The sequence below is a fragment of the Micromonospora sp. DT81.3 genome (assembly GCF_049847225.1).
In the GTDB taxonomy this organism is placed as follows: domain Bacteria; phylum Actinomycetota; class Actinomycetes; order Actinomycetales; family Microbacteriaceae; genus Microbacterium.
This window is the reverse complement of the sequence record NZ_JBNCNY010000029.1, coordinates 1-5,367: the sequence shown is the minus strand read 5'-3', so window position 1 is coordinate 5,367 and position 5,367 is coordinate 1. Positions and strand designations below refer to the sequence as shown.

At 62.0% G+C, this 5,367-nt stretch carries 6 protein-coding genes; 4 read left to right on the top strand and 2 right to left on the bottom strand.

Going from position 1 to position 5,367, the window contains the following annotated elements:
• Positions 1 to 109: 109 nt before the first annotated feature.
• On the top strand, positions 110 to 1,108 hold the full coding sequence (locus tag ACPW96_RS23030) for a DUF4238 domain-containing protein (RefSeq protein WP_425886054.1): 999 nt from the start codon (positions 110 to 112) through the stop codon (positions 1,106 to 1,108).
• Positions 1,105 to 1,290 carry a hypothetical protein gene (locus ACPW96_RS23025; RefSeq protein ID WP_425886052.1) on the top strand — a complete coding sequence of 62 codons (186 nt, stop codon included), beginning with the start codon at positions 1,105 to 1,107 and terminating at the stop codon, positions 1,288 to 1,290. Before ACPW96_RS23030 ends, ACPW96_RS23025 begins: the two co-directional genes overlap by 4 nt.
• A gap of 558 nt (positions 1,291 to 1,848) precedes the next feature.
• Here the strand turns inward: ACPW96_RS23025 and ACPW96_RS23020 are convergent.
• Positions 1,849 to 2,787, bottom strand: a complete 939-nt coding sequence (locus ACPW96_RS23020) for a hypothetical protein (protein WP_425886050.1) — start codon at positions 2,785 to 2,787, stop codon at positions 1,849 to 1,851.
• A 559-nt stretch (positions 2,788 to 3,346) separates the two neighbouring features.
• Between ACPW96_RS23020 and ACPW96_RS23015 the strand changes: the two genes are divergently transcribed.
• A complete protein-coding gene (locus tag ACPW96_RS23015) occupies positions 3,347 to 4,465 on the top strand; it encodes a hypothetical protein (protein WP_425886049.1) in 1,119 nt (372 codons plus the stop codon).
• 65 nt (positions 4,466 to 4,530) lie between these two features.
• On the opposite strand, the gene ACPW96_RS23010 is transcribed toward ACPW96_RS23015, so the two are convergent.
• Positions 4,531 to 4,677, bottom strand: coding sequence for a hypothetical protein (locus ACPW96_RS23010; protein WP_425886047.1), 147 nt, complete (start codon positions 4,675 to 4,677; stop codon positions 4,531 to 4,533).
• A 152-nt stretch (positions 4,678 to 4,829) separates the two neighbouring features.
• Between ACPW96_RS23010 and ACPW96_RS23005 the strand changes: the two genes are divergently transcribed.
• On the top strand, positions 4,830 to 5,367 hold a 538-nt coding region (locus tag ACPW96_RS23005), incomplete at its 3' end, for a hypothetical protein (RefSeq protein ID WP_425886045.1).

Genomic DNA, 5,367 nt, shown 5'->3' with positions numbered 1-5,367 from the left:
CGACTACCGCGCCCTAACCGCATAACCAGCACGAAGAATCACGAACGCCGCGTACACCACCTCAAAGGACTTGACCCGTCGCAGTAGCTTCGAGGTGCGCGGGTGCGCAATGAAGGGGACTACGCCGACTGTGCCGAATGATCATCACGTTCCCCGCATGCTGCTACGACGTTTCGCCGTTCGTGAGAAACAGCAGTGGTATATCGAAGCAGCGGACGTCGCTAAGCCCGGTCGCCGGTTCAAGACGAATGTCGCGAACGTTGCCGCTGAGCGGGACTTCTACACGTGGATCGACGAGAACGGAGATGAACGACGCGAGGTCGAGTCGTTTCTTGGCCGAATTGAGAGCGTCGCGACGCCTGCCCTGAGAACCGTGCTCGATGACCCCACCTATGCGCTCACCAGGCAATGGCCGCTACCCCCGGCGATGCGACTCGCGCTTGCCTGGTTCATGGCCGCACAGATCGTACGGACGACTCGGCAACGGAAGCGACTCGAAGCGTGGGCGGGCCGCGAGGGCATCGACCTACCAGGCAGCGTGGATGGCCCGCATGTCGGGACGGCTCACGTCGCCTTCATGTTTGATGCGATGCGTGGACTGACTCATGTACTTGAGTCGCGATCATGGGGTCTCGGACACAGTGGTGCGTGTCTGATCACCTCCGACAGCCCACTCGTGATCTTGAACGGCCACGATGATGATAATCAACTCTTGGCGGCGGGGTTCTGGGACATCATGTTTCCGCTCGATCCGCATCGACTGATCTTCATGCCCGGGCCCGATCTGATCGACAGAAACGCACGGAAGGGGCGTGATCACCGAATCGCGTTCGACGGTCTTGGCCACGCATTCGTTGATGCGACGTACGCCGCGGCCGACCGTTTCATCTTCTCGCACCCGGACCATCCGCCGACAATGCTCGACGAAACGCGTGCAGGTCGACTTCGCGCACCGGGTGAGGACGGATTCTCACCGGAGTACATGATCTCGTACGACCCGATGCCTCCCGGGTACACGATCGCTCAACGCTGGGCCTCCGACCACAATCCACCGCCACTCGCCGATGAAGATCGACCCAAGTTCACGGGGGCGAGTTTCGGGCTGTGATGACTCCGGCGACTTGTATCGCGCTCTCCGCGCTGTTCCCGCTGCTGCTGGTGACGATCGCGATCGAACATGGTCGTGCCATCCGATTCGTGCGCAGAAGAGAGCGCATCTTCAAGCGCATAGTGGAGGGGAGCGTCATCGGGTCGCTTATCGGTCTGGTGATCGCTGTCATTGGCGTCTAGACGAACGGACTTGTATTCGCGTGGGCGTTCTTGGTCCGGGGGCGCTTCGAGTTGGGGATCTTCGGACTCGGTTCAATGTTCGTCGCAATCGTCGAGTAGGACCGAGATGATCACGCTGCTGCGCTCGAACGAGAGCGTGCAGCTCAGGAGCAGCGACGACATCGAGCGCCGGAAGCAGAACGTCGGTCGCGCACTTGGTGGCGTCGCCTCGGCCTTCAGGGTGGCAAGAGACGCGCCATCTGAGGACGTAGGTCGTGCGACACATTCGCCGCTACTCTCGGTGAACTTCGCTCAGCGCTGCGGTGTCGTGTCACGCACCTCCGGAGTCGTAGCGCACGCTAACGCTGGTCGCCGACTCAATCAGTCGAGCTGGTGCGAGTGCGTGACGGGACCGACTCGGCATCCGTCCGGATGCTCGCAGCCGGATCCCTAGCAGCCGCGCTGAAAAGACGTATCCGAGCCAGGTGCCTGGGTAGGGATCCGCCCCCGAGCACGCGGCGCCATACTCCCACGGGAAGAAGCGGGCGCGTCACAACGTCCAAACGCGCGTCGCCGCGTTCAACGGAAGAAATCAGGAATAGTCGCTTCGATCTTCTTCTCCAGGGCAGTCAAGACAGTCGTGGGCCAGCCGAAGTAGGACGTCGTGTAGTTGAGAGCGTTGTAGAAGGCGGCGAGCGCCGCTCGCGCGTCGTTCTCTACTGAGTTCACCTCTACGCGCAGCTGTGCGACGGCGTGGCCGGTGGCTGCATCGTGAACCCACTGGCGCTGCTCCCTCACCGGGTACAGGGTGGGGTGAGTGAGGTTGGAAAGAAGGCCGTAGATCCCTGAGGCCACATCCTGATCGATGGTGCCGCCCGCGGCTTCAGTAAGCGAGTACATCCACTTCACCGCAGCTTCGAGTCCGGGAAGCTCCTGGCCGTTCAACCTCCATAGACCGAGGTCCGCCTTCGTCGCGCCAGAGAATCGAGTAAGGATCTGCGTCTTGAGCATCTTGTAGGTGGCCTCGGTGCGGAGGTAGGTCGGGTCGACCTTGCCACGGAGACGACCGGCGTTCTTCTTGGCTTCTTCCGCGCTCTTGAGTTCTTCGAGGTACACACGGGCGAGCCTGTCCTCGGCTGATTCGCCGTCCTCTCCGAGCACCCATCCCGCGTGGGCGCAGTTTTCGATGACTGCTCGAATGAGGAGGGGTGGGGAAAACAAGACCTCTCCGTCCTTGAAGAGGCTCGCGAGACCGCCCATTTGCCCACTAGCACTGAGGAGGAAGATCTGCACCACCTCTGCAATCAACCGATGTCCGGTTTCTCCCTGCGGGTCCGAAATCGCGGGGTCCGGCGACGGTAGCGCGGCGGCATCCGAGGCGGCGGGAGATCCGGGAGCGGGAGTCCAGTGGTAGGTGTCCGCAGTCTCATGGAAGGCATCACGACATGCCGAGAACAAAGCCGACAACTCTGCCATCCGAGCGCTGAATGCAGGCGACGGCGTCTGCCAGTAGGTCATACGATCTCCGTTCATTGATGAGTCTGAGGGTAGTGGCTGGCACCTCGAGCCTCGCAGCCTGGATGCGTTTGCTAACGGAGGACGAGAGCATCTTGCAGGGCGTGCCTCAGTGGCAGCGCGCTCAGTAAAGAGCGAAGCGAATTGTCGATGCCACAAAATGACCTCCGAACCCGGAGGCTGCCGGAGAGGCACCTCGTCGGTTGGGTCATCTCGCTGAGCGAAAGGCACCGCTTGCGGACATGGTCGAGGTCTGAGGCGTACTGCTCAGTGGCTTCCTGCCACCAATGGTTTAACGGACGCCTCACCTCTATGAGCGTCGGCCCGGATTGGAGTCGCAGTCGGCGGCCGTAGGGATGGGCAAATCTGCCGCACACAACGAAGCTCGTCCGTATGAGGGGACTCCAGCAGACGGAGCAACTCGACCTCGCGAGTTCCGCGCGCAGCAGGTCCGGGACTAGGGCCGCCGAGTACTGGCGTTTCGCATACTCCAACGCATCCACGCCATCATCTTCGGGGACAATCACGGTTGCCGGTACCTCCGCTGTGCGAGCATGTCGCCATGCGTAGCTTCCTCGAACTCCTCCGGCGGCTCGACACCGACGGACCGCCGTTCAGCAACCACATCTATAGGTTGACTGCGCCCTCGTCGCTTCACTTCGACGACACGATCCTTCGCATCGACGCTGTGCCGGCGGCGGCGGCTCAGGCGCTTGGCACCTACCCGACGCCGATTTCGGTCCTTCACTGGATGGATGCAGGCGACTCGACAGGCCCCATTGAAGCGCAGGCGCTTGCTTCCGAGCTGGGGGCGCTGCTGACCTTCGTGAGCAATCGAAGAGTCCAGGTCGCGGCGGACGAGGTCACGCTCGGCATGGCGGGCAGTGACATCGTCACCTTCATGCCCGCGTCCATCAATGACACGGAGGTTATCGGACCGATAGAGGTTGATGTTAAGAGCGAGTTGGAGCGCGTGTCGGGACTGCTGCGCGGCCTGCCTGGCGAGTCCGCGGTTGCGGTCGGTGCCGCCATCGAGCTTCATTACGCGGCAACTCTCCTTCACGCGTCAGACGTCAATACGGCTTACACGCTCGTCGTGGCTGGAATCGAAACACTCGCTGCCCACTTCAATAGTCAAGTACCCATTTGGGCGGACTTCTCTGCCCGTGAGCGCTTCGATTCCGTGTTCGATGCGCTCGGATTGGATGACGCACAGGCCGGAAGACTGCGTGACGAGATTCTGGAGGGGCAACACCTCCGACTTCAGCACCGATTCATATCCTTCGTAGTTGACGGGCTGCCAGCATCCTTCTGGGATACGGAGGTCCATCACTACACGCCGCAGCTCGAGAGACGACCCGACGGCGAAGAGTTGTTCAACGGCTACGGGTTGGCGAGCAGTACACCCATGGCCAACTGGGTGCCAAAGGACATTCAGATTCTGAAGAAACGGCTCGCCGCCACCTACGCTGCTCGGTCGCAGTTCGTTCACGCGGGCGTCAAGTCGCACGACATGGGAACGGCTCTGGCGGCGGCGGCTGGAACATCGAGCGGACAGGACCGCAAGCTCGCCTTGCCCTTTGCTGGACTTCGTCGGGTACTGCGCGAGCTCATCTTCGCTGAGCTCGGAAAGGCTGAGGAAATGCCGCTACCGGACATCAGACTGATTCGCTTCGGTTAGTCGTTTCGCCATGCGAGCGTCAAGGATGTCGGCCCGCCTATTTGGTGGGGCCCCTTGCGCGGCCCTCAGGGGTTGATGCCAAACACGCGCAGCAATGGGACGCGGGGGATCATTCGGCGCGGGCCGAGCTGGACCGTGGGAATGGTGCCGCTTTCGATGCCGAGCTTGATTGTGCGGTAGTCGACGCCGACGAGCTTGGCGGCATCCTTCATTGTGAGAGCAAGGTGATCCGGTGAGTGATTCATAGCCGTTCCATTTCTTGAGCCAACAGTGTCAGTCTCCCTTCGTCGAACGGTACCACATATGTGAGCCAAGATCGACACTCTTCTTCGCGAATCGGCGGCGACCTGGAATAGTGGGCTCTATGGCAGACGTCCAGGCATATGACATCAGCAACGAACGCATCGAGCTCGGAAGCTGCGTAACCCTGCCGAAGTCTTGGCATGCGCGCGTCTCGGGGGAGCAGGACGTGCCCGGCACGATCACCGTGCGCGTGGAGTGGGATGCTGCGCTCGGCCGCACTGCCGTCGTGTTCGCCGCCCTTGAGCGCGAGGCGCAGGGCGTCGACATCACCAGCCAGATGCTCCGCGAGGTGCGCACGCATTGGATCATGACGAGGTCGGCGCTCGAGGTTGTCACGGTCGACGTCGGTAGGGAGGGTGTCGGCGATCGCGACCGCATCCCGGTGCGAGAGTTCCTCAGTCGCGTGCTCGCGCAGGAGGAGCGCGAACCCTTGCAGTCCCTGTACGCCGCTATCGCCGTCTATCGCGTCGCGACAGCAATCAGCTACCCCCCGCTCAAGCTCGTCGCCGACACCCTCAAGGTCAGCCAGAGCACCGCGACCCGCCTCATGACGCGCGCGCGTGATGCGGGTCTCGCGCCGGAAGTGCGGATCCAGGAGC